The 26,630-nt window shown below is 59.5% G+C and carries 26 protein-coding genes; 14 read left to right on the forward strand and 12 right to left on the reverse strand.

The window, feature by feature from the left end:
- Positions 1-49: 49 nt before the first annotated feature.
- Genes truA through WCX49_RS05525 form a run of 11 tightly spaced genes read right to left on the reverse strand, consistent with a single transcriptional unit; the run spans position 50 to position 11,542 of the window.
- Entirely contained in the window at positions 50-778 is a 729-nt protein-coding gene (gene truA, locus WCX49_RS05475) for a tRNA pseudouridine(38-40) synthase TruA (RefSeq protein WP_345986574.1), read from the reverse strand.
- Positions 779-781: 3 nt separating this feature from the next.
- On the reverse strand, positions 782-1,801 hold the full coding sequence (locus tag WCX49_RS05480; protein ID WP_345986575.1) for an LptF/LptG family permease: 1,020 nt from the start codon (positions 1,799-1,801) through the stop codon (positions 782-784).
- A complete protein-coding gene (locus WCX49_RS05485) occupies positions 1,794-2,627 on the reverse strand; it encodes a prepilin peptidase (RefSeq protein ID WP_345986576.1) in 834 nt (277 codons plus the stop codon). The genes WCX49_RS05480 and WCX49_RS05485 overlap by 8 nt, the downstream gene beginning before the upstream one ends.
- Positions 2,627-3,304 (reverse strand): di-trans,poly-cis-decaprenylcistransferase, encoded by a 678-nt coding sequence (locus WCX49_RS05490; RefSeq protein ID WP_345986577.1) that lies wholly within the window; start codon positions 3,302-3,304, stop codon positions 2,627-2,629. The genes WCX49_RS05485 and WCX49_RS05490 overlap by 1 nt, the downstream gene beginning before the upstream one ends.
- Positions 3,301-4,569, reverse strand: coding sequence for a bifunctional phosphopantothenoylcysteine decarboxylase/phosphopantothenate--cysteine ligase CoaBC (gene coaBC / locus WCX49_RS05495; RefSeq protein ID WP_345986578.1), 1,269 nt, complete (start codon positions 4,567-4,569; stop codon positions 3,301-3,303). The genes WCX49_RS05490 and coaBC overlap by 4 nt, the downstream gene beginning before the upstream one ends.
- Positions 4,566-5,876 carry a bifunctional UDP-N-acetylglucosamine diphosphorylase/glucosamine-1-phosphate N-acetyltransferase GlmU gene (glmU, locus tag WCX49_RS05500; RefSeq protein WP_345986579.1) on the reverse strand — a complete coding sequence of 437 codons (1,311 nt, stop codon included), beginning with the start codon at positions 5,874-5,876 and terminating at the stop codon, positions 4,566-4,568. Before glmU ends, coaBC begins: the two co-directional genes overlap by 4 nt.
- A 14-nt stretch (positions 5,877-5,890) precedes the next feature.
- Positions 5,891-6,508 (reverse strand): phosphatase PAP2 family protein, encoded by a 618-nt coding sequence (locus WCX49_RS05505; RefSeq protein ID WP_345986580.1) that lies wholly within the window; start codon positions 6,506-6,508, stop codon positions 5,891-5,893.
- The gene (locus tag WCX49_RS05510; RefSeq protein WP_345986581.1) at positions 6,505-7,944 is read right to left on the reverse strand and encodes a glycosyltransferase family 39 protein; all 1,440 of its coding nucleotides are present in this window, start codon (positions 7,942-7,944) and stop codon (positions 6,505-6,507) included. Before WCX49_RS05510 ends, WCX49_RS05505 begins: the two co-directional genes overlap by 4 nt.
- 14 nt (positions 7,945-7,958) lie before the next feature.
- Entirely contained in the window at positions 7,959-9,179 is a 1,221-nt protein-coding gene (locus tag WCX49_RS05515) for a glycosyltransferase family 9 protein (protein ID WP_345986582.1), read from the reverse strand.
- Complete coding sequence (locus tag WCX49_RS05520) at positions 9,176-10,108, reverse strand: lysylphosphatidylglycerol synthase transmembrane domain-containing protein (RefSeq protein ID WP_345986583.1); 933 nt, start codon at positions 10,106-10,108, stop codon at positions 9,176-9,178. Before WCX49_RS05520 ends, WCX49_RS05515 begins: the two co-directional genes overlap by 4 nt.
- 54 nt (positions 10,109-10,162) lie before the next feature.
- Positions 10,163-11,542 carry a glycosyltransferase family 39 protein gene (locus tag WCX49_RS05525; RefSeq protein WP_345986584.1) on the reverse strand — a complete coding sequence of 460 codons (1,380 nt, stop codon included), beginning with the start codon at positions 11,540-11,542 and terminating at the stop codon, positions 10,163-10,165.
- A 59-nt stretch (positions 11,543-11,601) separates the two neighbouring features.
- Between WCX49_RS05525 and WCX49_RS05530 the strand changes: the two genes are divergently transcribed.
- The 7 genes from WCX49_RS05530 (at position 11,602) to WCX49_RS05560 (ending at position 16,503) form a co-directional block, all read left to right on the forward strand.
- Positions 11,602-12,282 (forward strand): phosphatase PAP2 family protein, encoded by a 681-nt coding sequence (locus WCX49_RS05530; RefSeq protein WP_345986585.1) that lies wholly within the window; start codon positions 11,602-11,604, stop codon positions 12,280-12,282.
- A 66-nt stretch (positions 12,283-12,348) separates the two neighbouring features.
- Positions 12,349-13,017 (forward strand): phosphatase PAP2 family protein, encoded by a 669-nt coding sequence (locus WCX49_RS05535; RefSeq protein ID WP_345986586.1) that lies wholly within the window; start codon positions 12,349-12,351, stop codon positions 13,015-13,017.
- Positions 13,014-13,646: a hypothetical protein gene (locus tag WCX49_RS05540; RefSeq protein ID WP_345986587.1), complete on the forward strand. Its 633-nt coding sequence runs from the start codon at positions 13,014-13,016 to the stop codon at positions 13,644-13,646. Before WCX49_RS05535 ends, WCX49_RS05540 begins: the two co-directional genes overlap by 4 nt.
- A gap of 2 nt (positions 13,647-13,648) precedes the next feature.
- Complete coding sequence (gene trmA, locus WCX49_RS05545; protein WP_345986588.1) at positions 13,649-14,758, forward strand: tRNA (uridine(54)-C5)-methyltransferase TrmA; 1,110 nt, start codon at positions 13,649-13,651, stop codon at positions 14,756-14,758.
- A gap of 122 nt (positions 14,759-14,880) precedes the next feature.
- Complete coding sequence (locus tag WCX49_RS05550) at positions 14,881-15,318, forward strand: DUF4395 domain-containing protein (protein ID WP_345986589.1); 438 nt, start codon at positions 14,881-14,883, stop codon at positions 15,316-15,318.
- The gene (locus tag WCX49_RS05555) at positions 15,318-15,722 is read left to right on the forward strand and encodes an Rrf2 family transcriptional regulator (protein WP_345986590.1); all 405 of its coding nucleotides are present in this window, start codon (positions 15,318-15,320) and stop codon (positions 15,720-15,722) included. Before WCX49_RS05550 ends, WCX49_RS05555 begins: the two co-directional genes overlap by 1 nt.
- A gap of 115 nt (positions 15,723-15,837) precedes the next feature.
- Positions 15,838-16,503: an Hpt domain-containing protein gene (locus WCX49_RS05560; protein ID WP_345986591.1), complete on the forward strand. Its 666-nt coding sequence runs from the start codon at positions 15,838-15,840 to the stop codon at positions 16,501-16,503.
- On the opposite strand, the gene recO is transcribed toward WCX49_RS05560, so the two are convergent.
- On the reverse strand, positions 16,500-17,120 hold the full coding sequence (gene recO / locus WCX49_RS05565; protein WP_345986592.1) for a recombination protein RecO: 621 nt from the start codon (positions 17,118-17,120) through the stop codon (positions 16,500-16,502). The two genes, WCX49_RS05560 and recO, sit on opposite strands and share 4 nt — an antisense overlap.
- Positions 17,121-17,253: 133 nt before the next feature.
- On the opposite strand from recO, the gene gltB reads away from it, so the two are divergent.
- The 7 genes from gltB (at position 17,254) to WCX49_RS05600 (ending at position 26,567) form a co-directional block, all read left to right on the forward strand.
- Complete coding sequence (gltB, locus tag WCX49_RS05570; RefSeq protein WP_345986593.1) at positions 17,254-21,714, forward strand: glutamate synthase large subunit; 4,461 nt, start codon at positions 17,254-17,256, stop codon at positions 21,712-21,714.
- A 2-nt stretch (positions 21,715-21,716) separates the two neighbouring features.
- Positions 21,717-23,099, forward strand: coding sequence for a glutamate synthase subunit beta (locus tag WCX49_RS05575; RefSeq protein ID WP_345986594.1), 1,383 nt, complete (start codon positions 21,717-21,719; stop codon positions 23,097-23,099).
- Between the two features lie 121 nt (positions 23,100-23,220).
- Positions 23,221-24,084, forward strand: coding sequence for an acetyl-CoA carboxylase, carboxyltransferase subunit beta (gene accD, locus WCX49_RS05580; protein ID WP_345986595.1), 864 nt, complete (start codon positions 23,221-23,223; stop codon positions 24,082-24,084).
- Positions 24,071-24,694, forward strand: coding sequence for a thiamine phosphate synthase (locus WCX49_RS05585; RefSeq protein WP_345986596.1), 624 nt, complete (start codon positions 24,071-24,073; stop codon positions 24,692-24,694). The genes accD and WCX49_RS05585 overlap by 14 nt, the downstream gene beginning before the upstream one ends.
- Positions 24,685-25,143 carry a 23S rRNA (pseudouridine(1915)-N(3))-methyltransferase RlmH gene (locus WCX49_RS05590; protein ID WP_345986597.1) on the forward strand — a complete coding sequence of 153 codons (459 nt, stop codon included), beginning with the start codon at positions 24,685-24,687 and terminating at the stop codon, positions 25,141-25,143. The genes WCX49_RS05585 and WCX49_RS05590 overlap by 10 nt, the downstream gene beginning before the upstream one ends.
- An 8-nt stretch (positions 25,144-25,151) precedes the next feature.
- On the forward strand, positions 25,152-25,508 hold the full coding sequence (dksA, locus tag WCX49_RS05595) for an RNA polymerase-binding protein DksA (RefSeq protein ID WP_345986598.1): 357 nt from the start codon (positions 25,152-25,154) through the stop codon (positions 25,506-25,508).
- Between the two features lie 9 nt (positions 25,509-25,517).
- Complete coding sequence (locus WCX49_RS05600) at positions 25,518-26,567, forward strand: hypothetical protein (protein ID WP_345986599.1); 1,050 nt, start codon at positions 25,518-25,520, stop codon at positions 26,565-26,567.
- Positions 26,568-26,630 lie beyond the last annotated feature (63 nt).

Raw genomic sequence — 26,630 nt, forward strand, 5'->3', positions numbered from 1 at the left:
TAATGCGGCGGTTGTCCTGAGATTAGGATAGAGATGAAAAGAGAGACCGTCAGTAGATGATCTTCGAGAGGTAGAGTCCGGCGGCGGGGGCGAGGTCCGTGCTGTGGCGGGCTTTGAGGTCGATCTGCTCCTGCAGCTGCGGCAGGCGCATCTCGCCGCTGTTGACCTTCAAGACGGCGTCGGCCATCATCCGGATCTGTGAACGGAGGTAGCCGTTGGCCTCGAAGTAGAGGATGGTGTAGCCCCTGTGGCGGTAGGCGAAGGCTTTGTAGACGGTGCGCACGTAGTGCTTGACGTCGGAACCGGTCTTTTTGAAGAACTCAAAGTCGTGTTCACCTTCAAAGCGGTGCATGGCCTCGTTGATGCGATCCAGGTCCAGGGGCGCAGCGACGAAGGTGACGAGTTCCGCTTCGAAGGGGTTCGGTTCGCGGTCACTCATGATGTAGCGATAGACCCGGCGGTGCGCGCTGAAGCGGGCATGGAAGTCATCCTCGGCCGCTTCGAGGCGGCGGATGGCGATGGACGCGGGCAGCTGGTGGGAGAGGGCACGGCGGAGTTTGACGAGGTCGCTCCAGTGCGGCGGCAGGTCGATATGCACGACCTGGCGGAAGGCGTGGACGCCGGCGTCGGTGCGGCCCGACGCGACCGGTTTGGCACTGATGCCGAGGCGCGTGAGCGCCTGGTGCAGGACGCCCATGACGGTATTGCCCGTCTCCGTCTGGCTCTGGGAGCCGGAGAAGCGGCTGCCGTTATAGCTGAGGGTCAGTTTGATGCGCATAGTTTAAAAGCGTGCCCGGATGCGTCTGCGGTAGATGATGTAGGTGACAAAGAGCCAGCTGAAGAAGACGGCCGGGATCGTGTAGAAACCGAGCGCTTTCTGCAGCCCTGTCGTCCCCGCGTAGTAGAAGAGCATCGAGACGAAGAGCCAGAGGTAGACGTACCCTTTCTGATGCCGGACGTGGGCGATGCCGATGGAAAGGGCCGCGAAGAGGCCCGCGACGGGGAAGAGGGAGAGCAGGATGTCGGTGATGAACATCCGGATTTTGCTTTTGCGCCGCTCGGGGTCGAGCCAGAATTCGATGGGACTGTTGTAGGGACGCAGCTCTGTCTGCATGACGTTGTTGATCATCATCGCCTCGAACTGCATCTGGGTCATTTTCTCATCGGTGTAGCTGTACCCCTGGCCGTTGGTCAGCTTCAGGCGGAGAATGCCCCGGTTGTTGAGTACCTCGGCCTTTTCCGCCTGAATGAGGATCTCCTCTTTCGCCTCTTTGTGGAACAGCACGACGTCGCCGTAGCTGCGGTCCTTGTGCGCCTTGCCGATGTAGAGCAGCCAGTCGCCGAAGTTGTGCCCGAACTCGGAAGCCTGGAGGTTGAAGTTCGCTTCGCTCTGCTTGTAGCGGACGAAGTTCGTCGAAAGGACCGTCGTATGGGGAAAGAGGACGAAAAAGTTGAAGATGAGCAGCAGGCTCAGGAGCGCTGCCGGTTTCATGAGCGTCGTGAGGATAAAGGTCGGGCGTATTCCCAGTGCGAATACGACGACCATCTCGTTGTCGGTCGAAAGGCGGAACAGTGACAGGGCCGCGGCGACAAAGAAGGTAATGGGCAGGGTGTAAAAGAGGATCTCGGGGAGGATGAACAGGTAGAGCTTGAACATCTCCCAGAGGTTGAGCTGGATGACCGCCGTATAGCTGGCGAGCTTGATCAGGAAGATCACCGACGCAATGGAGAAGAGCGGCAGGAAGATCGAGAAAAAGAGCAGGCCGAAGGTGCTCAGGATATAGCGGCGCAGTCTATGCATAGAAGGCTTCCATCCAGCGCGCGATCGGTGTATCGAAGATGTAGACGATCCAGGTCGCCATTGCCAGGAACGGGATGAACGGCAGCTGCTTGCTGGCGTCGGTCTCGTTACGGGTCAGCAGCATTGCCGGCAGGGCGAGCAGGGCGGAGAGGAAGACGGCGGCCAGGCCGAGCTGCACTCCCAGCAGGGCGCCCATCGTCGCGCCGATCATAATGTCGCCTTCCCCCATCGCCTCGACGACGGCGGGAATCGTATTGTAGTTACGGACCCAGGAGGCCTGTTTGAGGTTGGGGCTCATGCGTTTGATCTTGATAAAGAGGTAGTAGGAGACGTAGAAACGCAGGAGCGCAAACCCCCCGGCAAAGAGCAGGGCGTTTTTCAGGTTCTCCGCCAGCATCTGCGGCGACCAGACGCTCACCACGGCGAGGGTCAGGGCCAGCAGGTTCAGGCTGTCGGGGACCATTTTGTAGTAGAAGTCGATCACCAGCAGGGCCAGCAGGGTCAGAAAGACCCCGGTGATCCCGATCATGGCCGCGGAGAGCCCGAGCTTCAGGTAGAGCGAGGCGGCAATGGCGGCGCTGAGCAGCTCGATCAGCGGGTACTGCGCGCTGATGGGCACCCCGCAGAAAGCACAGCGGCCGCGCAGCATGAGCCAGGAGAGGACGGGAATGTTGTGCCACGGCTTCAGGTTGGTTCCACAGTGCGGGCAGTGCGACGCGGGGAAGACGACGCTTTCGCCGCGGGGGATACGGTAGATGACGACGTTGAGAAAGGAGCCGAAGAGGGCTCCGAACAGGGCGACAAGTGCGAGGGTGGTCCAGAACATTATAATCCTCCGAAACGGCGCTCGACCGACTTGAACCGGTCGATAATGCTTTGCAGCTCATGGGGCGTAAAATCGGGCCAGAGCGTGCGGGTAAAGAAGAGCTCAGCGTAGGCCACCTGCCAAAGCAGAAAATTGGAAAGGCGCTGGTCGCCGCCCGTGCGGATAAGCAGGTCGACGGGTTCGGTGGCGTCAAGCGCAGCGTCAAGCGCCTCCTCCGTCAGTTCGATTCCGTCGTGCTGCAGCGTCTTGACGGCACGGATGATCTCATCCTTCGCCCCGTAGTTGAGGGCGAGGTGATGATGCAGTCCCGTGCAGTGCGCCGTCTTCTCCTCCGTCTGGCGGATCAGCTTCTGCAGGGAGGCTGAGAAGCGCGAAAGGTCGCCGATGGCATGGAAGCGGACGTTGTTCTCCAGGTAGACGTGCTGCTCTTTCTTCAGGTAGCGTGACAGCAGCTTCATCAGGAACTCCACTTCGGCCTTGGGGCGTTTCCAGTTCTCCGTGCTGAAAGCATAGAGGGTCAGGATCCTGATCTCGTCGTGGCGGGAGGCGAAGGTCATGATATCGCGGACGACTTCCGCCCCTTTTTCGTGCCCCTTGACGCGCGGTTGCTCCTGCTGCTGTGCCCAGCGGCCGTTGCCGTCCATAATGATCGCGACGTGGCGGGGCAGGTTGCTCATAGGCCCTCCGCCTCGTCAAGCAGCTGCAGGGAGAGGGCGAGCTTTCCGCAGCGCGGCAGGACCTTCTCGCCCTGGCCGGAGATGAAGGTGATGGCGTTGTCGTCGCTGCCGAAACCCTGGGAGGCCGTGAGGACGTTGAGGCAGACGGCGTCGACGTTTTTGGAGGAGAGCGCTTTTTTGGCGTTTTCAAGGGCGCTGCTTTCGTCGAACTCCGCCTTGAAGGCGACGCTCTTGATCCCCTCTTTGTCGACGGAACCGATCAGGTCGCGGTTCTGGACGAGCTCGGGCGACCAGGCGATACCCAGGGCCTCTTTTTTCAGTTTCCCCTGCTGGGGGTGGGCCGGGACGTAGTCACTGACGGCGGCGGCCATGAAGAGGTAGGGGGTCTTCTGGATCAGGTGGATCGGTTCGTCGGTAATGAGCGAGGGCTTGCTCATCATCCCTTTCTTCGCGACGCGGATGGAGTCGGTGAGGTACTCGGCCATCTCTTCGCTCCCCTCGACGTCGAGGGTATGCATGCTCTCGGGGAGGCCGTCATCGAAACGGGTTGCGATCAGGTTGACGTCCGCGCCGCGGAGGTAGAGCGCCGTGGCGAGGGCGGAGGCCATCTTCCCGCTGGAGAAGTTGGAGAGGTAGCGGACGTCGTCGAGCCGCTCGACGGTGCCGCCGCCGGTGACGATGACGCGGCGGTGGCTCCAGAAGTCGTTTTTGAGCAGCAGGCGTGCGCTCTGCCAGAAAAGCTCCAGCGGTTCGGCCATGGCGCCGTCGCCGGTGGTCTGGCAGGCAAGCTCTTTCGTCTGGGTCCGTACGATCTCGTAGTTGGCGACGCCGAGCATCTTCAGGTTGGCCTGGGTGATGGGGTGCTTGATCATGTTGGTGTTGGCCGAAGGGGCCAGCAGTTTGACGCCTGGGAAGGCGAGGGCGCACTGCAGCAGGAGGTTGTCCGCGATGGCGTTGGCCAGCTTCGCGATGGTGTTGGCACTGGCGGGGGCGATGACCATCAGGTCCGCGTCCTCAGTGCTCTGGATATGGTTGTGGCGGCTTACCCACGATTCATTGCCGCTGTGCAGCACTTCGTTGCGGCTGAGGGTCTCGAAGCTGAGCGGCGTGACGAATTTTTTCGCCGCATCGGTCATGACGACCTTGACCTCCGCGCCGGCCTTGACGTAGAGGCGTACGAGTTCCAGTGCCTTGTAGGCGGCGATGGAGCCGCTGACGCCGAGAAGGATGCGTTTGCCTGCGAGGAGGTCGGAGGGGATGGTCATGATTTAGCCTTGCCGAAGAACTTGTGGTAGAAGTTTTTGACGATCTTCATCGGGGTGCGGCTGACGACGAGGACGCCGGAATCGATCTTCGTCCCCGTGACCGTCGTGCCCGCGGCGATCATGACGTCGTCTTCGATCTCGCAGGGAGCCACGATCTGCGTATCGGAACCGACGAAGACGTTCTTACCGATTTTCGTTTTGTATTTCGCCTTGCCGTCGTAGTTGCAGGTGATGGTGCCCGCACCAATGTTGGTGCCCTCGTCGATTTCCGCGTCGCCGAGGTAGCTGAGGTGCCCCGCCTTGACGCCGCGCAGGGTCGCTTTTTTCGTCTCGACAAAGTTGCCGATGTGGGTACCGTAAAGTTCGCTGCCCGGGCGCAGGTGCGCCATCGGCCCGCAGTCGGAGTCGACCATGAGCGAATCCTCGACGACGGAGTGCGCCTTGATGCGGGAGTGCTCGATGCGGCTGCTCCCCGTGATACGGACGCCGTTTTCGACGATACACTCCCCTTTGAAAACGACGCTCTCCTCGATGTAGATGGTGTCGGCGAGCTGCATCGTCACCCCGGCTTTCATCCACGCGGTCTTGATGCGGCGCTGCATGATGACGTCGGCGGCTTCGAGGTCGGCTCTTGAGTTGACCCCCTTGAAGTGCTCTTCGTCGATCAGCAGCGGCAGCACCTTGCGGTGCTCGTCGCGGGCCATCTCGATGATGTCGGTGAGGTAGTACTCCTTCTGCGCGTTGTGGTTGTTCAAGCGCGGCAGGCACTCGGCCAGGACGTCACGCTTGAAGCAGTAGACCCCGGCGTTGACGTGGGTGATGGCGAGCTCTTCGGGGGAGGCGTCTTTCTCCTCGACGATCCGTTCGACCCCGGCATCGGAGAGGACGACGCGGCCGTAGCCGCTGGGGTCCTCCAGGTCGAAAATCGACATGATGATGTCCGCGTCGGCTTTGAGGAAGCCCTGCAGCGCCTCGGCCGTGACAAGGGGCATGTCACCGTTAAGCACGAGTACTTTTTCGTGCTTCGGCTTGATCCCCATCAGGGCCCCGCCGGTCCCCGGGAACTGCGCGATATCCTGGACGGCGAAGGTGATCTCGTCGAACAGGGCGCCGATGGCCTCGATCACATCCTCTTTCTGGTGGGCGACGACGATGGTGACGTCATCGCTGATTGCCTTGGCGGCCTTGATGCTGTGGTAGAGCATCGGGCGTCCGCTGACGGGGTGCAGGACCTTGGCCGTCTGCGATTTCATCCGGCTCCCTTTGCCGGCGGCGAGAATGATAACGGAAAGAGGGTGTGTGTGCATGAAAAATAACCTGGTTAATGTCGTTTGAACGTAATTTTATCGAAATTATAGAGTAGCAGGGTGGTGATCGTTCCGAGCATCGCCCCGGCGACGACGTCGCTGGGGTAGTGGAAGAGCACGCCGATGCGTGAAAGCCCCACTATCAGGGCCCCGACAAAGAAGGCCGGGGCGAAGCGCGGCGCGATCAGGGCGAGTGCCGTGGCGACGGCAAAGGCCGTCGTCGTATGCCCCGAGGGGAAGCCGTGCAGCCCGTAGGCGCTGGGGGCGGCAAACCACTCGAACCCGTAGCGGTTCTCGTCATAAAGCATCCAGGGACGCGCCTTTCCAAAGAACAGTTTCAGGGGGATCACGGCCAGGCCGCTGGCGGCGACGGCGGCGAAAAAGAAACGGACCCGGTCCGCCCAGTAGCGGTTGCCGGTTTTGTAGCGCAGGTAGAACCAGAGCAGCAGTGCGCCGACGAGCCACCAGGTGATGACGCCCAGTTCGCTGATCGTGGCGCAGAGCGGTTTGAGCCAGGTGTCGCGGCGTTCGTAGGCCCACTGCGAAGCCGCGATGTCGAGCGGCCCGTAAAAGAGGATGATCAGGGCGGTCCCGACCGCGAAGAGAACAAGTATCAGCGTTTTGAGGTTCATTGGGCTCCTTTGAAACCGCGGCACCAGGTGAGCGTCACGGTATTGACCTTGCGGCCGTTCAGGTTAAGGTCGAAGGTCTCCGCCTGCTCGGCGGATTCGCACCGCATGGCGGGGGTGATCCCTTTTTTGAAATCGTGCGTCGTGATAAAGAGCAGGTCCTTGCCCTCGGGCGTCTCCGGCTGCCAGAGGTCGAACTGGTCGAAGCGGTTGTCGACGAGGTAGGTGTCGATACCGTAGGGACGGCCGTAGTAGAGCGCACGCGACGCGAGCGACCAGTTGGTCACGGCTGCCGCCTGGCGTGTAGGGTCCGTGATTTGTCCGGCGGCGCGGCGCATGATGGTGTCCCATCCGTAGAGGTCGCGGTGCAGGGACTTGTAGTCGGGCAGGGGGATGAACGGTGTGCGAAGCTCGGCGTAGAGCACGAGCACGAGGACGCCGGAAACCGTCACGGCACCTCGGGCATAGCGCTGCCATCCCCGGCGCTTTTGCAGCAGCATCGCCGTCCCGATGGGAACGAAGAGCATATAAAAGAGCGCCGTCCAGTGGGGCAGTGCCCGGGCGAAGAAGCTGTTGTAGGTGAAAAAGGCCATCAGCGTGAGGCCGAAGATGCCCGAGAGGAAAAGCGGGGCGTTCTGCGGTGTCTTCAATGCGCGGTAGAGCCCGTAGAACGCCAGCGGGAAGAGAAACGGGCTGTAGGCGCCGAACTGCGCGCCCAGCGACTGGGCGAAGGCGTTGAAGCTGATCCCGCCGGAACCCGCGACATGCGCGCTCTGGTAGGCGAAGCTGATCCAGCCGTTCTGGATGTTCCAGAGCAGTACCGGGCTGACGACAACCGCGGCGAGCAGCACGGCGGGCAGAAGCTTCGGTGTCAGAAAGAGGTCCCAGCGGCGGCGGTAGGCAAAGTAGAGCAGCAGGGCAACGACGAAAAGGACGGCCGTATACTTGGAGAGCCCGGAGAGTCCCAGCAGAAGTCCCAGCAGCAGCCAGTCGCCCGGGCGGTTGTCCTCCTCGATCCGCAGCGCTATGATCATTACGGGGATCGCGAACAAAAAGAGCAGGGTGTCGGGCATCAGCATCATAAAAAGCGCGTTGAAGAGAAAAGAGGCGTTGAGGGCCAGCGCTCCCCACAGTGCGAGCCGTCCGGAATCAAAAATGCGCAGCAGCCAGAAATAGAGCAGCGCCGTCGCGGCGGCGCCGATAAGGACCGCCGGCACCCTCGCGGCGAATTCGTTGACGCCCAGCAGCGCGGTAAAGAGCCACTCGGTCCACCCCACCAGCGGCGGGTGGTCGAAATAGCTCAGCGCGGGGTAGAGGCCGTAGAGGACGTAGTGCGCCTCGTCGACACCGAGGCCGAAATGGCCTATGACGGCCAGCCGCAGCAGGGTAAAAAGGGCGATGAGGGCCCAAAGGGGGCTATGTGCGCGCAGAAGCTTCACCGGGACCGTCCGTCTCAGGCGAGGGCGTCCAGCTTCGGCTTGAGGGTCTCGAAAACCCACTCGGGGGTGATCACCTTGATACACTGGTTGTCGCTGCAGGGGGTCTTGCGGTGGTTGGCGGCGCTGACGCAGGGGCTGCAGGCCATGCCGGCAAAAATCGGGGTCGTCGGTCCGAGGGAGCCGTAGAGTGCCGGGGTCTCCGGGCCGAAGATGACGAAGGTGTGCATGTCGGTAATAGAGGCGAAGTGGGCCGGGCCGGAGTCGTTGGTCAGCATGAAGGCGCAGACGCTGTAGAGGTGCGGCAATTGCAGGAACTTGACGCCGCCGGCGAAGTTGATACAGCGTGGGTCATTGACGCAGTCCGCGAGGGCCTGTGCCCCGTCAAACTCGGCGGGTGCACCGGTCAGCAGGACGATCGCCTTGTCGTTGTAGGCAAGGACCTTCTTGATCACCTCGCAGTAGTTCTCACGGTCCCAGCGGCGCTGCGGCAGCAGGTCGGAGGCGTTGGAGTTGACGAGAATGACGGGGTTCGTCTCCGGGTCGAAACCGGCGTACTTCTCGGCGATGATCTCGAGGACTTCGCGTTTCTGCGTCTCCGTCACCTCCGTTTTGGCAATGGCGATCTCGCTGTCGTCGATGATGCGCTTGGTGAAGGGGAGCTGCTGTTCGCTGCTCATGAGCGCGTCGACGAGGGCGACGAAGTTCTTGGCGATGTGCTGGTGCGGGTTGTAGGCGACCTTGTGGGTCAGGAAGTCGCCGCGGTAGAGCCCCTCGTTGTGGAAGCTGTGGAAACCGACGCGGTTCGTCGCCCCGGAAAAGCCGGTCATCAGCGCGGTAAAGCGGGAGAAGAGCTCCAGGTCGATGACGGAGTCGATCTGCTTCTCGCGGCACCATTTGAAAAACTTCAGCGTTGAGAGGGCCAGCGGGACCATGCCGCCTTCGTCGATGGTGAAGATGTTCTCCTCTTTGACGGTGTTCAGCAGCTGCAGGGAGACCTTGTTCTTGCTGAAGATGACAAAGTAGAGTTCGCCGTCGATCTGTGACTGCAGTTTGCGCATCGCCGGGTCGACGAGGATGGCGCTGCCCATCTCCGAGAGTTCTACGAGCAGGACGTTCCGGGGTTTCTGGCAGGGGGCGGAGCGAAAGAGCCCCGCCGTTTTCGTCAGCAGTGTACCCAGAAAGGTGAGAGGGATGCCCGCATAGCGGTCGATGGCACGCATCGTATCGACATTCATGCATTTTCCTTTAGTGAAGTGGTGTGTTTGGCACGGTTCCAGAACCACGCCCCCGGCAACGCCGTGAGAATGAGCAGGATCCCGTAGAGGATGGAGATGGCGAGGATCTTCGCTTTCGCGAGCCCTACGAGCATCAGGATCCCGACCATGGCGCCTTCGCGGACCCCCCAGCCGGCGAGGGAGATCGGCACGATGGTGAGCAGGAAGACCGGCGGGACGGCGACGAGGAAGATCCCCAGGCCCGTCCAGACGTCGACGCTAAGCGCGAGGAAATAGATCGCGATGACCGTAAAGAGATGGACGACGACCGAGATGCCGATATGCTTGAGCAGCAGCATCCTGGAGTGGTAGAGCCGCGCCATCCGCAGGCCCAGCCGGTGGAAGAGGTCAAGCCCCTTGAGGTTGGCGAGGAAGGTGAACTTGTCGAGGTTCAGCATCAGGATGAAGCCCGCGATCCCGCCGAGGGTGATCAGGTTGATCAGGTTGAAGAGCCACTGCGGGAAGGTGCCGTAGAAAAGCAGGTTGGAGACGAGGTTCAGCACGAGCAGTCCTACGAGGCCGACGACCCGGTCGACGAAGATGCCGTAGAAGGCATCCTTTTTCTCATACCCTTTTTGGACGAGGTCGATCATCCGCGTCGCGTCACCGCCGATACTGCCGGGCAGCACCTGGTTGAAAAAGGTGCCTTTGAAGTAGCTCTGTACATAGAAAGAGACCCTCTCTTTGAACCCGAGCTCCTTCATGATGAGCCGCCAGCGGTAGGCGGCAAGGAAGGTGCTCGCCATCTGCGCGGCAAAGGCGATCAGGATATAGCCGCCGTGGGATTTGGCGAGGATCGCAATGAGCTGGCCCACGTCGATGAAGGTGAGCAGAAAGTAGAAAATGACGACGGTAACGACGAACTTGACGGCGGTTTTGAGGTGTTCCATCGACATCCTTTGCAAAAGTGTGCTAATTTTAACCAAAGATGCGTAAAGGCCCGTTTAGCGGCTGAGCGAAACCTGGTAGAGGTAGTAGGTCTTGGTGCGTTTCAGGCCCCGCTGAACAGTAAGGGTGTCGAGCAGCACGACGTTTTCGAAGCGCTCTGCAAGCACCGCCGATTTGTCCTCGGGGGCGAGGTAGAGCCCCTCGCCGTAGGGGGTGCCGTCGTCCCACATGTCATACTGGCTGTAGCGGGTCGGCGTCGGGATGCGCACGGGGGCGTGGTCAGGCGTGTAGTAGGTGACCAGGGCCGCAATGGCCAGGTGGTTGGCGTAGAGGGCGTCGCCCGCGTTGCGGTGGCGTTCGAGCATGGCGACGGCCTCCTTGTTGCCGTACATCCTGTCCTGCACGACGGGCAGCCAGAAGAGCAGGCCGGCGCGGGCGACGAGGCTCAGCGTGAGGGCGACGGCGAGCCCCGCATAGAAGGTGCGTTTCATCCCGCGTACCGAGAGGATGTAGGCGGTCAGCACCGTCGCGCTGATATAGGCGGGGGCGGTGTAGTTGAGCTCGATATGCGTGTGCAGCGATTTATAGAGGAAAAAGAGCAGCGGGGTCACGGTCATCAGGGCCAGGAAGAAGAGGGCGTCGTTTTGGGCGAAGAGCTTCTCCTTCCCCAGGAAATAGAAGAGTACGCCGGCAAAGACCGGGGTGAACACGGCGAACTGCGAACCGATCAGTTCGCCGGCCCAGTTCCACATGAGATGGTCTTTCTCCCCGCCGTGGTGCAGCTGGAAGAGGAAACTGATCCAGTCGTGCTCGTAGTTCCACCACAGCATCGGGGAGACGACAATGAGGGCGACCCCGATGGCCATCCAGGTGCGCCAGGAGGCGAAAAGGTCCCGCCGGCACAGGAGCATAAAGAGCAGCAGCGCCATCAGGTAGAGGACCGAGGTGTATTTGCTCAGCATCATCGCCCCGATGAAGAGCCCCGTCAGGAAAAAGTCCGACGTCCGTCCCCGGGTAATGACCCGGTAGGTGGACCAGAGGGCCAGGGACCAGAAGAGGATCAGCGGCGAGTCGGTCGTCATGATCGTATAGCCCGCATGTACAAGGACGACGGAGGTGAAGATCAATACGCCCCAAAGCCCCGTGCGGGCGTCGCGCAGCTCCTCGAGCAGCCGGAAGATGACCCACCCGGCGACGCTCATCGCCAGGACGTTGCCCAGCCGCACGCCCCATTCGGCTTCGCTGACAAGGTCGGTGAGGGCGATGAGGAAGGCGATCATCGGGGGGTGGTCGTAGTAGCTGGCCTGCAGATTATGGCTCCAGAGCCAGTAGTAGGCTTCGTCGCCGTGCAGGGGCAAAAAAGCGTTGTATACGGTCGCGAAAAGGCCCGAAAGCAGCAAAATGAGCAGGGCGGTCTGGCGATAGGTTCGGATCATAAGGGGACTTTTTGGGTGCCATTATACTCTATGCCTGTGAAACGGCTATAATGCGCTGTATGAATAAAAAGATACTCTGCATTCCGGCGGCCGCGTGGGGAGCGATGGCCGTCACTGCACTGCTCCTTTACCTTTTCCCGCAGATCGACATTGCCGTCAGCAGCCTCTTTTACACCCCTGGCGAGGGGTTTGAACAGGGCGGCACCATATGGGAACGTTTTGTATACCAGTCTGTGGGTGTTGTCCTTGTCGCCATCTACATCGCGGCACTGCTGCTGTGGCTCTTTAACCGCATCCGCGGTCGGAACCTCCTGGCATTCAACGGGAAGAAGCTGCTCTATATTTTACTGGTCGGGGCGCTGGGCAGCGGGATCTTCGTCAACCTGGTGCTCAAGCAGAACTGGGGACGCCCCCGCCCGGATCAGACAACGCTGTTCGGCAGCGACCGCCACTTCACTCCGGCCTTCGTGATGAGCGACCAGCGGGGCAAATCCTTCAGCAGCGGCCACACTTCGGGGGCCTTCGCCCTGCTCGCGCTGATCTTCCTGGCCCGGCGGCACCGTGGGAGCGTCGCGTTCGCGGTTATTAGCTACGGTGCAGTAGTTTCCCTGGCGCGTATCGCGGCGGGCGGCCACTTCTTCAGCGACGTAATGGTCTCCATTATGATCATGTACATTGTATCGGGGGTGCTGTATGCGCGCCTCTTCGGCTGCAACGGCGCTTCGGACGCAGAGGGGTAGCGTGCAGCATAGTTCGGTTGCAGCCCGGTAACGGGCGCCGTTCCCTTCCGCCGTTATAATGCCGCCATGATCAAAGTGGCAGCAGCGATCCCCCCGTGGGGATGGACGGCAATGGCCGTCTTCTCTTTGTTTTTTGTCCTTTTCCCCCAGGTCGATCTCACGGTCGCATCACTCTATTATGTCCCCTCGGGAGGCTTCCCCGCGGCGAAAACCTTCTGGGAACATGTTGTATACCACTCTGTCCCCTACGGTCTGATGTTTTTCTACGGTGCTGCCGTACTCCTTTGGCTTTTTAATGCCGTGTTCAACCGTAATGCCCTGCGTTTCACGGGCCGGAAACTGCTCTATGTGCTGCTGGTACTCGGTCTTGGTTCCGGGCTTATCGTCAATGCCATGCTTAAGGAACATTGGGGACGCGCCCGACCGGCGGAGACAACGGTGTTCGGCGGTCAAAAGGCGTTCTCCCCGGCCTTCGTGCCGGTACCGGGGCAGACGGGCAATTCGTTCAGCTGCGGGCACGCTTCGGGAGCTTTCGCCCTGCTGGCCTTTGCCCGGCTCGCCCGGCGCCGCAGGCTCTGGAGTACGGTCGTCCTCGGTTACGGCGCCGTCGTCGGCGTGGCACGGATGGCGGCGGGCGGCCATTTCCTCAGCGACGTGGTGGTCTCGTTTTTCATCATGTACATCGTGACGGAGCTGCTCCATTCCATCCTCTTTCCCCAAAAGGAGACCCCATGAAAAAACGTCCTTTGGCGTATACGCTGTTCGTGCTTCTTGTCGCTGCCGGCGGCCTCTATACCTGGTACGTCTACGGCCATTACCGTTTCGAGACGATCGATCCGGACCGCGTCTACAAATCGGCACTCATCACCCCTGCACGCTTGGAGGATTTTCTGATCCCTCACCATATCAAGACGGTGATCGATCTGTTGGACCCGGGGGTTCAGGATGCCCTCAACCCGGCCCAGCAGCGGGAGATCGATGACGAGGCGGCGGCAATTGCACGGATCAATACGACCTACGGTACGCAGATACACCATATCAACATTCCTTCCCACCAGGTGCCCACAGAGGCGACATTGAAGAAGTTTTTCGCGGTGCTCGACGACAACGCCTCCTACCCGGTGTTGATCCATTGCTACCACGGGATGGGGCGTGCCGTGATCTACAGTGCGCTCTACCGGATCGAGTACCTGCACTGGAAGAATGAAAAGGCCCGGGAGTGGACGCGGCTGCTGCCGATTATGGTAGAATCCCGTCTTTATCACAGCAGTTTTGCCCGGGGACACTCCAAAGGGGATTTCCTGATCCATTACGCACCGAGAAGCGAAGGGGAGGCAAGCACGCTGCATCATTTAGAGGGGTAGGCATGGAGTGTAGGCATTTCGGCCGTTGCGGCAGCTGCCGCTGGTATGAAGAGGGTTACGAAGGGCAGCTGACCAAGAAAGCGGAAGCGATCAAAGCCATGTTTGCGCCGCTTTATACGGGGGTGTTCGATATCGCACGCTCCACAGCACAGGGGTACCGCGCCCGCGCCGAGTTCAAGGTGTGGCATGCCGGCGATACCATGCATTACGCGATGAACTCCATCGACCGCGAAGGCGTCGTCCTCCTCGAAGAGTGCCCGATGGTCACCGCACCCATCCAGGCCCTGATGTGGCCGCTGCTTGACGCGCTCAATGCCACCCCCGAGGTGGGACGCAAACTCTTCGGAATGGATTTCCTCGCCGGCCGTGACGGGGACGTTGCCGTCTCCATGCTCTACCACCGTAAACTCGACGACACGTGGAAGGCGCAGGCAGCCGACCTGGCCGAGCGTTTCGGTATCAGCATCATCGGCCGCAGCCGGAAGCAGAAAGAGGTGATCGGGCGCGACCACGTCATCGAATCCGTCGACGTCGGCGAAAGAACCTACCGTTTCAAGCAGATCGAAAACAGCTTTACCCAGCCAAACCCGGGCGTCAATGCCCAGATGATCGGTTGGGCGCTGAAACAGTTCGAAGGGCTCGGCGGAGACCTGCTGGAGCTCTACTGCGGCGCGGGGAACTTCACGATTCCCTTTGCGTCGCGGTTCGAACGCGTCCTGGCGACGGAAATCTCCAAATCCTCCATCCATGCGGCAAAAACAAATATGGAACTCAATGACGTGCACAACATCGATTTCGTGCGCATGAGTGCCGAAGAGTTCGTCCAGGCCCTCGACGGGGTAAGGGAATTCAACCGGATGAAGGGGATCGACCTCTCCAGCTACCGCCTTGACACGATCTTCGTCGACCCGCCGCGCGCCGGGATGGACGAGGCCTCCTGTGATTTTGCCGCACGTCATGAGCATATTCTCTATATCTCTTGCAACCCCGAGACGCTCAAGCGCGACCTGGAGTACCTGACGCGCACCCACCGTATCGAGGCGATGGCGATGTTCGACCAGTTCCCCTATACACACCATATGGAGATGGGCGTGCGCTTAGCGCGGGTCTAGGTTAATCTGTAGTATATTGGTATGGATGCTTGACTTTATCGCCGGACGGGAAGTAAGATGTGATACTTTTATGATAGGGACCTGTCATAATGGCATCAGACGGGCCCCGAAAAGGTATTGGTATGGCGCAGGCTTGTCCCATTAATTTTACTGCGGCTGATAATACGGTCAGCCGGATCGTTTCCCTGCTCGCAGCGGGGATGGTGGCGCTCTTTTTCGTGACGGGCGCAGAGCCGTGGCTCTATGCGCTCGGCGCGGACCTGTTGGTTCGACTCTACGGCAGCAAGCATTTCAGCCCGCTTTATCAGCTGGCTACGGCACTCAAACGCCTGATGCATCTGCCGACCCGGACGGTTGACGGTGCGCCAAAGAGCGTGGCGGGGCATTCCGGACTCCTGTTCGTGCTGCTGATGATCGCCGCAGCCGCCTTCGGTCTGCAGGCGATGCTGGTCACCGTGGCCGCCGTTTATGTCGTCTGTCTGCTGATGGACGTGATTTTCAACTTCTGTGTCGGCTGCAAGGTCTACTACCTCTACCGGCTTATCATCAGGGAGGAATAATGGCAGGAATCTCATCCAAAGGGGTCTATGCCCTTGCCGCGATGCATGTGCTTTCGCATGCACCCCAGCAGCGAGCGATGCAGATACGCGAGATCGCGGCGATGACGTCGATCTCCCACGGTTACCTTGAACAGATTCTTTCCGGTCTGCGCCGGGCGGGGCTTGTAACGAGTATCCGCGGTGCGGCGGGCGGGTACCAGCTCGCTGGACGTGCATCGGAGATCACGGTGCTCGAGATACTCGAAGCCCTGGAAGGCCCCCTGTGCCAGACGGAAGGGAACGTCGGTTCCAGTGTCATCCTCGAGGCATTCTGGGGCGGCATGAATGAGAAGATACGTGCTCTGTTCGACATGAAGCTTGCCGATATCGATCAGCTCTACCAGCCCTATCACTATTCCATTTGATCACAAAAAGTCGCCCTAACACTCACTAATGGTTTCCGTTTAAGCTGAGGCCGATCCCCTTTATATTATGATAGTCGTTGATTATTGCCGCGAGCGCGGCAGTCAAGGATTGCTGATGCCCTACCTCTCCATTTTGGTGATCTTCATTGTTGTCGTCCTGCTGGCCGGCCTGATTTCTGTTGTGCTCACGCGGATGCGCAACCGCCGCCATCTTGCCTCCATGCACGATGAAGTCGAATTGGCAAAATACACGGAAAAAAAGCCTGCGACGAAACCCAAGATCATGAAGGGCGCCCAGCCGGATGTGGGGATCAGGATTCTGCGTGCGGAACATACAGGAACCGGTGAGCATGAGGCAGGATCTTCAACGCCGGGCAGGAAAGCCGAGGAAAAGGTCCCGGCATTCAAGGTCGTGTCCGAACATCCCGCCGCCCCTTTTGTACCGCGTCACTACCCTCCCTTCAGCAACGCGCGGGCCGTGGCGGAGTTCGGACTGTCGCAGGAGGAGGCTGACAGCTTTACCGGTGAACTGATCGCCCAGATCGAGTCGGAGATCGCAGACCTGGAAGCTGCCGTTACCGCGCGCGACAGCGTACAGCTTGAAGAGGTGCTTCATAAACTCAAAGGCTCGACGTCCAACCTGGGGGAGGGGGGCATTACCACGCTGCTGGCCGATTTCAACAACTACATCAAAGAGGGAACGGACCAGGACACCATCGACGACTACGTCGCAAACCTGCACTATTACCTCGAAGAGCTCAAAAAAGCCTTCCCCTCCTAGAGGCCTTCAAGGAGTGTCGTCCAGAGCGTGTCGATCTCTTCGTCACTCAAAAAGAGGGCACTCTGGTTTTTGAGCAGTTCGTCCGCGGCATGTTTGTCGACGGCGCTGCGGTGCGCACAGTCGGTATGGGCATACTGAAACGCCCGTATAAGACTGACGGAAGGGTCGTGAATGCGGCTTTCGCAGAAAAAACAGTGTTTTCGGTCCGGCGTTCGCCCTTCATAGCGGAGCAGGCGGGCGTAGGCTTCGACGGCGACGCGTTTGGGGTTCTGCGTTCCCCAGCGTTCCGCGGCGTCTTTAAGCAGGGCAAAATAGAAGCCCCCGGTCTCTTCTGATTCGCGCAGATGCGGATAGAAAAGCGAGATGAAGTAGTGCCACAGCCGTGTCCGTGACGGATCGAGCAGCCAGGGGAAGCCGAGGTGGATGACATCGTAGACCCGTCCGATGGAGGACTTGAGGGAGTGCTCGATCTCAAAATCGATCATATGCCCGAGATTGATCGTGCCGTGGCGCGCCCCGTAAAACCGGTAAAGGGTCTCTAAGCGTTCCTGTGTCAAAATGGCCAATATAAGATCTTCGTCCTTCACGCGCTGAAGTCGAATGATGAATCCTTGCACCCTGCGTTTCTTCCTGTATCATTAATCATCATAAGTGTATAAAAAATCGGCTTTCAAAATAGAGCTTTAAAGCGTTCTGTAGTATAATATTAGCAATCGGCATCTTTCTAAATACGGGAAATATGCTTAATATATGCTTAAAAAGGTGAACCGAGTGGAATATTCTGACCTGTTACGATCTTTTAAAGACAACTGCGGTTTCGGCCTGATTGCCAATATCGATAACCGGGCGTCCCATGAGACGCTCGAGCGTGCCATTACGGCACTTGAGCGGATGATGCACCGCGGTGCGATCGCCGCAGACGGCAAAACCGGGGACGGGAGCGGACTGCTCCTTTCCATGCCGACGGCATTCATGCGCAAAGTGGCGATGGAAAACGGGGTGGAACTCCCTGAAATGTACGCGGTCGCGACCGTCTTTACCCGCGTCAAAAAGCACCTGGAAGTCCTCAGTGATACCTGTGCGCAGAACGACCTCAAGGTCATTCTCAAGCGGGAAGTTCCGGTTGACGACAATGCGCTCGGCCAGCAGGCGCTGGATACGAAGCCGTACATCTATCACGTCTTTATCGTCCCGAACTCCATCATGGCGACGCAGCGTTTCGATGCGCTGCTCTACCTGAGCCGCAAAGAGACGGAACACGCCCTGGAACACGACGAGGATTTCTACATCCCCTCCATGTCTTCACGCGTCATCTCCTTCAAGGGGCTGGTGATGCCGACGCACATCAAGGAGTTCTACAAGGATTTCCAGGACCCCGATTTCAAGATCTCCTTCTCCCTGTTCCACCAGCGTTTCTCCACGAACACGCTTCCCAAATGGCGCCTGGCCCAGCCGTTCCGCGCCGTGGCGCACAACGGTGAGATCAACTCCGTCGAGGCGAACCGCTTCAACGTCCGCGTCAAATCCGAGTCGATCAAAAGCGAGATCTATACGAAAAAAGAGCTCGACCGCCTGCTGCCGATCCTGCAGCCGGGTGCATCCGACAGTGCGAGTGCCGACAACTTCTTCGAATTCCTTATCGCCAACGGCATGGACTTCTTCAAAGCGGCCCGCGCCGTCATCCCGGCACCGTGGCAGAACGCGCCGCATATGGACCCGGACCTGCGCGCTTTCTACGAGTACCACTCCACCGTCTTTGAAGCCTGGGACGGTCCGGCGGCCTTCTCGCTGACCGACGGGCGCTATATCGGATGTGTCCTCGACCGTAACGGCCTGCGCCCCTCCAAATACATCATCACCCATGACGACACCCTGCTCATCACCAGCGAATACGGTGTCATCGACCTGGCTGAAGAGAACATCAAAGAGCGCGGCCGCCTGCAGTCGGGCGAAATGATCGGTCTTGACCTCAAATTCGGCAAGGTCCTCAAAAATGCGGAGATCAACGACTATCTCAAGGCTTCACAGCCCTATATGAAGTGGCTCAACGAGCATATGGTCTACCTGCAGGAGCATGTCGAAGAGCAGTACAGTGCGCACTGCGTTCTTGACAAGGAGAGCCTGGTCAGCCGCCAGCGCTACTTCAATATCACCGAAGAGGTGATCGAGCAGGTGATCGAACCGATGATCCGCGACGGCAAGGAAGCAGTCGGCTCCATGGGGGATGACACGCCGCTGGCGGCTTTCAGTAACAAGCAGCGCAATTTCAGCGACTACTTCAAGCAGAAGTTCGCCCAGGTCACGAACCCGCCGATCGACCCGATCCGGGAGAAAGTGGTCATGAGCCTCAACACCGGTTTCGGTGAGACGCACAACATCCTCGACGAACTGCCGTCGCATGCACACCGCCTCAAGGCGATTTCGCCGATCATTACCTATGAGAAACTCGAGGTCCTCAAATCCTACGGCAATGAAAACTCGCCGCGTTTCCAGCCGTTCTATAAGAATGCAACCTTCTCAACGGCCTTCGAAGGCGAGTTGAAACCGGCCCTCGAGGCGCTGGTGAAAACCGTCACGAAAGCGGTCAAGAAAGATGGGGTACGGATCGTCATCCTTGAAGACAGCGGTCTGGATGCGACCCACCGTACCATTCCGATGCTGATGGCCGTCGGGCGCCTCAACAGCGCCCTGCTCGAAGCCGGTGTCCGTCACCTGGTCTCCCTGGTTGCCGTCTCTTCCGAAGTGATCGACTCCCACGGTGCGGCGACGCTGATCGCCTACGGGGCCAGTGCGGTATTCCCGGAGCTGCTCTTCACCACTGCCGTCAGCATGGTCGAGACAAGCAAGCCGCTCTCGGACATCCCCTGCAGCGAAGCGCTCAAGTCCGTCCACGGTGCCCTGAACGCCGGCCTGCTCAAGATCATGTCCAAAATGGGGATCTCCACGATCGCGTCGTACCGCAACTCCGGTCTTTTCGACATCATGGGCCTCAGCCGCGAGATCGTTGATGACTGTTTCGGCGATTCGCACTGCCTGATTCCGGGCCTGAGCTACGAGGACATCGATGCCCGCCTGAAAAAAGCGCATGAAGAGGCCTTTGACGATCTCGGCTTCAACAGCATCTTCCCGCTCAAGATCGGGGGGTTCTACAAGTTCTACAACGGCCAGGAGTACCATGACTTCGGTCCACAGGTCATCCACGCCATCCATGCGCTGAGCAAGTCGGGCGATCCGAAGGATTTCGAACGCCTCAAAAACGTCGTCAATACCCGCGGCCAGAAGTTCATCCGTGACTTCTTTGAACTCAAATCCGACCGTGCGCCGATTGACATCAGCGAGGTCGAATCGGTCGAAGCGATCACGAAGCGCTTCAGCTCCGCGGCGATGAGCCTCGGTTCCATCTCTCCCGAGGCGCACCAGTGCATCGCCGAGGCGATGAACACCATCGGCGGCCAGTCCAACTCCGGTGAGGGCGGGGAAGACGCTGCGCGTTTCAAAACCGTGCTCAACTCCAAGATCAAACAGGTCGCATCGGGCCGCTTCGGTGTGACGCCGGCCTACCTCCGTTCGGCCGAAGAGATCCAGATCAAGGTCGCCCAGGGTGCGAAACCGGGCGAGGGCGGTCAGCTGCCGGGCCACAAGGTCTCGGCACTCATCGCGCGCCTGCGCCACACCGTGCCGGGCGTGACCCTGATCTCGCCGCCGCCGCACCACGATATCTACTCCATCGAGGACCTGGCGCAGCTCATCTACGACCTCAAACAGGTCAACCCGGATGCGATGATTTCCGTCAAGCTCGTCTCCACGGCGGGCGTCGGTACGATCGCCGCGGGTGTCGCCAAAGCCTATGCGGACAAAATCATCATCTCCGGAGGCGACGGCGGTACCGGGGCGGCTCCGCTCACCTCGATCAAATTCGCCGGTAACCCGTGGGAGCTCGGCCTCTCCGAAGCGCACAACGCGCTCAAAGCCAACGACCTGCGCAAGATGGTCCACGTCCAGACGGACGGCGGGCTCAAGACCGGGCTCGACGTCATCAAGGCAGCGCTGCTCGGTGCGGAATCCTACGCCTTCGGTACGGGTGTCCTGGCGATCGTCGGCTGTAAGATGCTGCGGATCTGCCACGTCAATAAATGTTCCGTCGGGATCGCAACGCAGAATGAGAAACTGCGTAAAGAGTACTACAAAGGTACCGTCGCGCAGATCGTCAACTACTTCAAACTGCTGGCCGAGGATATCCGCGGTTACATGGCGCAGATGGGGTACAAGAAACTCGACGAGCTTATCGGCCGCAGCGACCTGCTCAAGGTGATCGACGACGAGTTCGCGAAGAAGTTTGATTTCAGCAACGTTCTGCACCGCGAACCGGGCGTCGACACCTGCCAGGTGGCGTCCAACGAGCCGTTCGACGACAACGCTTTTGAAAAAGAGGTCCTCGAAGAGGTCCGCAGCGCGATCAAGCATCCGGAACACCCGGTCCGCATCGTCCGCGACATCTGTAACCTCAACCGCAGTTTCGGTGCCCGCGTTTCCGGTGAAGTCGCCCGTTATTACGGCGACGCCGGCCTCGCGGACGGTACGATCGACATCCGCCTCAAAGGGGTGGCGGGACAGGCATTCGGTGCCTTCCTGATCAACGGCGTCAACCTGACCCTTGAAGGCGTAGCGAACGACTACATCGGCAAAGGGATGCACGGCGGTAAGATCGTCATCAAGTCCGCGCACGAAGGCGGCAACTTCAGCGGCGGCGGTAACACCTGTCTGTACGGTGCGACTGGCGGTAAGCTCTACGTCAACGCCGCTGTCGGCGAACGTTTCGCCGTCCGTAACTCCGGTGCGCTCGCGATCGTTGAAGGCACCGGTGACAGCCCGTGTGAATACATGACCGGCGGTATCATCGTGATCCTCGGCAAGACCGGTGTCAACTTCGGTGCGGGGATGACGGGCGGGATCGCCTTTGTCTTCGATGAAGATCATAACTTCATCGAGAACGTCAACCGCGAACTCGTCGAAGCGATCCGCATCGATACCGACGACGGAGACGAGGCGCGCCACTACCTGAAGCGCCTCCTTAAAGACTATATCAATGAAACGGGCAGCTCGAAAGCGCGTGTGATCCTGGAGAACTTCCGTACGGAGATCCGCAACTTCTGGCTTGTCCGTCCGAAAAACCTGACCAAGCTGCCGCTCAACCAGGAAAAGGGAGACTAAAAATGAGAGAATTTTTGACCATCGGCCGGATCGATCCCAGTAAACGCCTGGTTGTCGACCGTGTCAAAGACTTTAAAGAGATCTACGAAGTATTTTCCAAAAACGAGGCCGGCGCGCAGAGCGACCGCTGTGTCCAGTGCGGGGACCCCTACTGTCTGAACAAGTGCCCGCTGCACAACTATATTCCGCAGTGGCTCAAAGCCGTCGCGGAGAACGACCTGGAGTTTGCCTTCAAACTCTCCAACGAGCCGTCGCCTTTTCCGGAGGTCATGGGGCGCGTCTGCCCGCAGGACCGCCTGTGCGAGGGTGACTGTACCCTCAATGACGGCCACGGCGCCATTACGATCGGTGCGGTCGAGGCGTTCATCAACGAAGAGGGTTTCAAAGCGGGACTCAAACCGCAGTTCCCGGGGATTACGACGGACAAGAAAGTGGCGATCATCGGTTCCGGTCCTGCCGGCCTTTCGGCTGCCACCTACCTGCTGCGCTCCGGGATCGCCGTCACGATGTACGAACGTGCCGACCGCGCCGGCGGACTGATGACCTACGGGATCCCGAACTTCAAGCTCGACAAGAAGATCGTCGACCGCCGCGTCAAGCTGCTCGAAGAAGCGGGGATGAAACTCGTCCTCGACTGCGAAGTCGGCAAAGACGTGACGTTCGAAGAGATCGTTGACGGTCACGATGCCATCTTTATCGGCATCGGCGCGACGAAGGGCAAAACCGCGCGTATCACCGGCGAGAAAGCGCCGAACGTCTATATGGCGATGCAGTACCTGACCGCGATCCAGAAGAAGAACTTCAAACGCGCCTACGACAAGCAGTTCGAGTTCAAAGACCTCGACGTCGTTGTCATCGGGGGCGGGGATACGGCGATGGACTGTGTCCGTACCGCCAAGCGCGAGGGCGCGCGCAGCGTCAAGTGCCTCTACCGCCGTGACGCCTACAACATGCCGGGCAGCCAGAAAGAGTACAAAAACGCGATGGAAGAGGGGGTGGACTTCCAGTTCCAGGCCTCACCGAAGCAGATCCTGGTCGACGAGAACGGCCGCGCCGTCGGCGTCGAGATGGTGAAAACCGTTCTGGGTGCCAAGGACGAGAGCGGCCGCCAGCGCATGGAAGAGGTCAAGGGCAGCGACTTTACGGTCAATGCCGACGTCGTCATCCTCGCGCTCGGTTTTGATCCGTCGGTACCGTCCTTCCTGGCGGAGAACGGCATCGAGACCAACGCCTGGGGCGGGATCGTCATCGACGACAACCACCAGACCTCCACGGCGGGCATCTATGCCGGCGGCGACTGCTACCGCGGGGCCGACCTCGTTGTCAACGCCGTCTACGACGGCCGTGAAGCGGCGCGCTCCATCGTCAAAAGCCTGCTGAAATAATTGCGCGTTTCGGCGCCGTTTCCATGCCGCTTCCCCTAAGCGTTTAGGGGAAGTCTGGGCACTTTTTCGCTACAATTCCCCCAATCAATCAAAACTATTTCCGAACCCCGAAGGATACGTGATGAACCTTTTCAACCTTTTCGGCGGCACGTCCCGACAGCAGCCTACCAAGAGCGAGGCACCGGCACACTGGGTAAAATGCCCCTCATGCAACTCCCTGATGTACTATAAAGAGGTTGAGAACCAGAACTACGTCTGTCCCAAGTGCGGCCACCACATGCGTATCAACGTCGACAAGCGCATTGCGCTGCTCGCCGACGAAGGAAGCTTTGTCGAGTTCGATGCCGAACTCGCGCCGATCGACCCGCTGAAGTTCGTGGACAAAAAGAGCTACGTCAAGCGCCTCGAAGAGGGAGAGAAGAAGACGGGACGCCGCTCCTCCGTCGTCAGCGGCGAGTGTAAGATGAACGGTGTGAACGTACAGCTCTGCGTTTTCGATTTCGCCTTTATGGGGGGATCGCTGGGGTCCGTCGAGGGGGAGAAGATCACGCGTGCCATCCACCGCGCCATCGAGAAGAAGCAGGGCGTCGTCATCGTCAGCGCCTCGGGCGGGGCGCGCATGCAGGAGAGTACCTACTCCTTGATGCAGATGAGCAAGACCTCCGCGGCCCTGGCGCGCCTGGGCGAGCACAAGCTCCCTTTCATCTCCGTACTGACCGACCCGACGATGGGCGGGGTCAGCGCCTCGTTTGCGACCCTGGGCGACGTCATCATCGCCGAACCGGGATCACTGATCGGTTTCGCCGGTCAGCGTGTCATCAAACAGACGATCGGTTCGGACCTGCCGGAGGGGTTCCAGCGTTCGGAATTCCTGCTGGAGCACGGCTCCATCGATATGGTCGTCAACCGCAACGAGCTCAAAGCGACCATCGCGGACCTGCTGCGCATGATGCTGCCCTCATCGGCCGACCATGACGCGCAGTGAGATAGAGACCTTTTTTTCCACCCTCCCGTCCAACGCCATCTACGCTCTGTGCGACCAGGCGTTGCTCGACTCCCACGCCCTTGCCCTGGAACCCTTTGTTGACGCCTGCCGTCGGTTGGACGTTGCCGTGATCCAGTACCGTAACAAGGATTCCGATACCGAGACGGTAAAAGCGAACCTGGAACGGCTTCGGGGCCTTTGGGACGGGATGCTGATCATCAACGACCGCTGGCAGCTTCATGCGCTGTGCGACGGGGTCCATGTGGGCCAGGACGATCTGCGCGGTTTCGGGGAGGATGCCGCTGCGGCGTGCGCTGCCCTGCGCGGGGAAGTGGGCAGTGCCTGCGCCATCGGCCTCTCGACCCACAATGCCGAAGAGATCGCGGCGGCCAACGGCCTTGGGATCGATTATATCGGGCTGGGAGCCTTCCGGGCGACGGGGACCAAGACGGACGCGGCGGTCCTGGGCGAGGACCTGGACATGCTGGCTTCGGCCTCCGTTCACCCGGTAGCGGCCATCGGCGGGGTAGGGCTTGATGACCGTTTCGCCCATGCCCGGATGCGGGTCATGGGAAGCGCGATCGTGCGGGAGGCTTTACGATGGAAGTGACCCTCTACTCCATTGCAAAGAAGGAGCGGTCGATTTACGACCCTTTATACAAAGAACTTATAAAGATGAGCTCGCGCTTCGCCAACGTCAATGACGTCGAAATTTTCGGCAAAAACGTCACCAAAGCACACACCATCGGCGAAGAGGCCGCAAAACAGGCCTATACGGAGAGTCTTGAGCCCTATTTGAACCGTGGATATTCGATTGCGTTGCATCCTGATGGAAAATTAATCGACAGTTTCGAATTCAGTAAGCTCCTTAGTGATAAAATGTCGGTGCAATTTTATATCGGAGGGGCGTTCGGATTCGAAGACGCGTTTCTTCGGCGCTGCGACAAGGTGATCAGCCTGTCGCCGCTGACGATGAGCCACAAGATCGCCAAGGCGGTCCTGCTGGAACAGATCTACCGCGGATTCACGATCCTGAACAACCACCCCTACCACAAATAAGGACACCCGTGCAAAACAGTGAACTCTCATATTTCGAGGAGATCCTGCGTGCCCGCAAAGCGCAGATCATGAAGAACATTTCCGGCGTTGAAGCGGAATTGAACGGTCTGAGTGACATTGAGATGAATGATGAGGGCGACTACGCCGCCATCAGTAACGAAAACATGGTCGATACCGCGATCGGGACCCAGCAGGGAACGGAACTGCTCGAGATCGAACTGGCGCTGAGCAAGATCACTGCCGGCACCTACGGTATCTGCGAAATGTGCGAGGAACCGATCAGTTTTGCGCGTCTCAAAGTAAAGCCGCATGCGCGTTTTTGCATTGACTGCAGGGAGATTGCCGAGAAGAACAACGCAAAGTAAGGGGGACGCATGTATATTAAACGCTACAGTATCGCCGCACTGCTGCTGATCTTCGTAATCGGCTGGTTCGTCTACGGGTTCGTTTCAAAAGAGAGCATACACATCGAGCTGATGGGCATTATGCTCCCTTCACTCCCGGCTGCCGTCTGGGTGGCGCTGGCGATGCTGCTGCTGTATGCCGGGACCCTCGTCCACATGCTCTTCTACTCCGTTGTCGGCAGCGTGCGCCTGCGCAAGTATGAGAAGGATTATGCCCACCTGCTCGACGCGGTGGCGGATGCCTTCTTGCAGAAAGAGGCGCGCCAGCACGTGTTCAAAACGGAGCGCTATGCACTGATGGGCGAGATCGCCGACCATACGCGTATGCTCCCCGAAGCGGAACTCGACGGACTCGACCACCCCAAGCTCGCCGCCATCGTCCAGGCGATCCTTGCGATCGAAAAAGGCGAGAGCGCCGATCTCAAGCGTTTCAACCTGCCCAGCGAGAACCCGCTGGTCCGCCAGAACCAGATCAACCAGCTCAGCGAGGGCAAACTCGAGGCGGAAACGGTCCTCTCCAAACCGGAACGTTACGATGCGGCGATCCATGCGCTGGCCTTCGAGCAGCTCAGCGTCTTCGCACCGCTGCATGTACTCGAGAAATACCGCGCGTTCATGACGTTCAAAGCGGCGCTGTCCATCGTGAACCGTATCAATGCGGAGGAGAACACCCTTTCCGTCCCCAATGCGACGGTCGTGGATTTCATTACCCGCATCGAGGGGCTCTCTTCGCTGGATTATCTCTACCTCGGCGTCGTTATGGGCGAGCATATGCTCCCCGAGCAGCGCATCGCCGTCTGCGAGCTGCTCTCCGACAATGACGAAAAAGCGCTCGACGGTTACCTCTTTACACTCTTCGACCTCGAAATGGTCGACCGCGCCAAAGAGCTGCTGCACATGACCGCAGAGAACGAGTATGTCCTCTTCAAAGCCTACGCTGACCTGAAAGCGTGCAACAAGCATTACGACGTGAAACGTTTCGCGAACATGATGCTGCAGAACTATTCTCCGAAGGCCTGACAGGCCTTCGGAACTTGTACGGCAGCCGAGCGAAGCCCGGCTACCTACGTTAACACTGGGTTT

The sequence above is a fragment of the Sulfurimonas sp. HSL-1656 genome, assembly GCF_039645585.1.
Taxonomy (GTDB): Bacteria; Campylobacterota; Campylobacteria; order Campylobacterales; family Sulfurimonadaceae; genus Thiomicrolovo; species Thiomicrolovo subterrani.

Bases quoted from the DNA above. Each gene is read 5' to 3' on its own strand.
- WCX49_RS05525 (WP_345986584.1), bottom strand. From the start codon at position 11,542: ATGATCCGAACCTATCGCCAGACCGCCCTGCTCATTTTGCTGCTTTCG.
- WCX49_RS05540 (WP_345986587.1), top strand. From the start codon at position 13,014: ATGAAAAAACGTCCTTTGGCGTATACGCTGTTCGTGCTTCTTGTCGCT.
- WCX49_RS05480 (WP_345986575.1), bottom strand. From the start codon at position 1,801: ATGCATAGACTGCGCCGCTATATCCTGAGCACCTTCGGCCTGCTCTTT.
- WCX49_RS05530 (WP_345986585.1), top strand. From the start codon at position 11,602: ATGAATAAAAAGATACTCTGCATTCCGGCGGCCGCGTGGGGAGCGATG.
- trmA (WP_345986588.1), top strand. From the start codon at position 13,649: ATGGAGTGTAGGCATTTCGGCCGTTGCGGCAGCTGCCGCTGGTATGAA.
- glmU (WP_345986579.1), bottom strand. From the start codon at position 5,876: ATGCACACACACCCTCTTTCCGTTATCATTCTCGCCGCCGGCAAAGGG.
- WCX49_RS05490 (WP_345986577.1), bottom strand. From the start codon at position 3,304: ATGAGCAACCTGCCCCGCCACGTCGCGATCATTATGGACGGCAACGGC.
- WCX49_RS05585 (WP_345986596.1), top strand. From the start codon at position 24,071: ATGACGCGCAGTGAGATAGAGACCTTTTTTTCCACCCTCCCGTCCAAC.
- truA (WP_345986574.1), bottom strand. From the start codon at position 778: ATGCGCATCAAACTGACCCTCAGCTATAACGGCAGCCGCTTCTCCGGC.
- WCX49_RS05550 (WP_345986589.1), top strand. From the start codon at position 14,881: ATGGCGCAGGCTTGTCCCATTAATTTTACTGCGGCTGATAATACGGTC.
- WCX49_RS05555 (WP_345986590.1), top strand. From the start codon at position 15,318: ATGGCAGGAATCTCATCCAAAGGGGTCTATGCCCTTGCCGCGATGCAT.
- WCX49_RS05520 (WP_345986583.1), bottom strand. From the start codon at position 10,108: ATGGAACACCTCAAAACCGCCGTCAAGTTCGTCGTTACCGTCGTCATT.
- WCX49_RS05590 (WP_345986597.1), top strand. From the start codon at position 24,685: ATGGAAGTGACCCTCTACTCCATTGCAAAGAAGGAGCGGTCGATTTAC.
- WCX49_RS05485 (WP_345986576.1), bottom strand. From the start codon at position 2,627: ATGTTCTGGACCACCCTCGCACTTGTCGCCCTGTTCGGAGCCCTCTTC.
- coaBC (WP_345986578.1), bottom strand. From the start codon at position 4,569: ATGACCATCCCCTCCGACCTCCTCGCAGGCAAACGCATCCTTCTCGGC.
- WCX49_RS05505 (WP_345986580.1), bottom strand. From the start codon at position 6,508: ATGAACCTCAAAACGCTGATACTTGTTCTCTTCGCGGTCGGGACCGCC.
- WCX49_RS05535 (WP_345986586.1), top strand. From the start codon at position 12,349: ATGATCAAAGTGGCAGCAGCGATCCCCCCGTGGGGATGGACGGCAATG.
- accD (WP_345986595.1), top strand. From the start codon at position 23,221: ATGAACCTTTTCAACCTTTTCGGCGGCACGTCCCGACAGCAGCCTACC.
- WCX49_RS05560 (WP_345986591.1), top strand. From the start codon at position 15,838: ATGCCCTACCTCTCCATTTTGGTGATCTTCATTGTTGTCGTCCTGCTG.
- WCX49_RS05600 (WP_345986599.1), top strand. From the start codon at position 25,518: ATGTATATTAAACGCTACAGTATCGCCGCACTGCTGCTGATCTTCGTA.
- WCX49_RS05575 (WP_345986594.1), top strand. From the start codon at position 21,717: ATGAGAGAATTTTTGACCATCGGCCGGATCGATCCCAGTAAACGCCTG.
- gltB (WP_345986593.1), top strand. From the start codon at position 17,254: ATGCTTAAAAAGGTGAACCGAGTGGAATATTCTGACCTGTTACGATCT.
- WCX49_RS05515 (WP_345986582.1), bottom strand. From the start codon at position 9,179: ATGAATGTCGATACGATGCGTGCCATCGACCGCTATGCGGGCATCCCT.